The sequence below is a fragment of the Nitratidesulfovibrio oxamicus genome, assembly GCF_015731765.1.
In the GTDB taxonomy this organism is placed as follows: domain Bacteria; phylum Desulfobacterota; class Desulfovibrionia; order Desulfovibrionales; family Desulfovibrionaceae; genus Cupidesulfovibrio; species Cupidesulfovibrio oxamicus.
In genome coordinates this window covers 1-1,951 of sequence record NZ_VRYY01000450.1, presented here as the reverse complement: position 1 = coordinate 1,951, position 1,951 = coordinate 1, and the positions used below count along the sequence as shown (strand labels likewise).

Annotated in this window: 2 protein-coding genes; both read left to right on the top strand. The window is 68.5% G+C overall.

All coding sequences use genetic code 11. The annotated features are described in order from the left end of the window. Positions 1-234: 234 nt before the first annotated feature. Positions 235-1,713 (top strand): EAL and HDOD domain-containing protein, encoded by a 1,479-nt coding sequence (locus FVW20_RS13825; RefSeq protein WP_196610069.1) that lies wholly within the window; start codon positions 235-237, stop codon positions 1,711-1,713. 2 nt (positions 1,714-1,715) lie between these two features. Further along, on the top strand, positions 1,716-1,951 hold a 236-nt coding region (locus tag FVW20_RS13820), incomplete at its 3' end, for a serine dehydratase beta chain (RefSeq protein WP_307831542.1).

Here is a 1,951-nt window from a genome sequence, read left to right as displayed (position 1 = left end):
GACGCCGCCGCGCCGCTACCCGCCGCAAAGCCAGCCCGCGCCATCACCGGCAAGGTGCGCGGCGGGCGGCGCTGAACCGCCAGCCTCCGTTTCTTTTTCGCTACCTGCTGATTGCAACGCCGTGTTGACCGATGCGCGGCATACCGCATACAGTCCGTCATGACCTTGCGGAGGCCCGCAAGGCACCGCGCCTGGCGCGGGATTGTGGGAACTGCGGGGGAAGGGATTTCGCACATGCTCAGGCGCATGCGGTCTTTGCTCGGCCTTGCGGATGACGACCAGTCTTCCCGCGCCCCCTCTGCGGCCAGCGGCCAGGAGGGGGGAAAGGCGGCCCCGTTCCCCGGCGCGCGCTTCGCCCCGCCGACCGTTCAGGGTGGCGAGGCCTGCGGCCCTGTGCTGCTGGTGGCCCGACAGCCGGTGTTCGACGCCTCGGGAGAGGTGTGGGGCTACGAGCTGCTGTTCCGCAGTCCCGATTCTCCCGAACGTTGCAGGGGCGACGTGGACGCTGGCGTGGCCACCGCATCGGTCATTGCCGACGGCTTCGCCATGACCCGTCCGGCCCTTTGTCAGGGGCAGCGCCTGTTGGTGAACTTCGCGGAGGACATGCTTCTGGCGGGCACGCCGCGCATCCTGCCCGCCGACGTGTGCGGGGTGGAGGTGCTGGAAACGGTGCCCGCCACCGAGGAGGTGCTGCGGGCGATTTCCGGCCTCAAGTCCGAGGGCTACCTGATCGTTGTGGACGACTACGCGGGGCAGCCCGGCCTGGACGGACTGCTGGACCTGGCGGACATCGTCAAGATCGACGTGCTGGGCCGCCCGCTGGCGGAACTGGCCCGCGACGTGGCCGGTCTGCGCTCCCGCCAGTGCCGGTTGCTGGCGGAAAAGGTGGAAGACCTCGCCACGCACAGGCAGTGCGAGGCCCTGGGCTTCACGCTGTTCCAGGGGTTTTTCTTCAGCAGGCCGGAACTTGTGCACGGCAGGCGGCTGGACAGTTCGCAGGCGGCCAAGATGCGCCTTTTGGCCACCCTGGCCAACGAGGACGCGAACATCAAGGCCGCCACCGAGGTGGTCCGGTCCGACGCGGCCCTTTCGTACAAGCTGCTGCGCTACATCAATTCCGTGCACTTCGGGCTGCCGGTCAAGGTCACGTCCATCCAGCACGGCATCTCGCTGCTGGGCACGCGCAATCTGGTGCAGTGGCTGTGCGTCACCGTGCTTTCCGAATTCGACACCGGGCCCATGGCACGCGAAATCATCGCGGTTTCCGCCTTGCGCGCCAAGTTTCTGGAATTGTGCGCATCCCGCGTCTCGCTGCGGGCCGTACCCATGGGGGGGGTGCACGTGGCAACCGGACCAGTGGGAGCCGGTCAGGTGCGAACCGGCCAGGCCCAGCCCCCCGCCGCCCCCCGGCCCGCTCCGCAATCGGGGGCGCTGTTCATGCTCGGGTTGTTCTCGTTGCTGGAGCCACTGTTGTGCCTGCCCCTGACGGAACTGCTGCGCTCCCTGCCGTTGGTGGATGAACTGTCCGAGGCCCTTGCCGCGCACACCGGCCCCTACGCGCCGTGGCTTGAGTTGATGGAACATTACGAACGGGGCCGCTGGGACGATGTGCTGGTCAGCGGAGAGGCCATGGGCCTCACTCAGGCGGACCTGGCCGTGGCCTACGCGGGTGCGCTGGAATGGAGCGCCTTCTTTCACGACAGCCGGGAGTAGGAATGCAGCCCCTGGTCGCCACCATAGAAACGTCGCTGTTCGACATGTTCGAGGCCGGCCCCGGCCCGTCCAGTTCGCATACCATCGGCCCCATGAAGGCCGGACACGACTTTCGCAGCTTGTGCGCGGCCCTGCCGCCAGAGGTGCTGGCCCGCGCGGCGGACATCCGCGTGCGCCTGTTCGGCTCGCTGAGCGCCACCGGCGTGGGCCACGGCACAACCGGTGCGGTGCTGGCCGG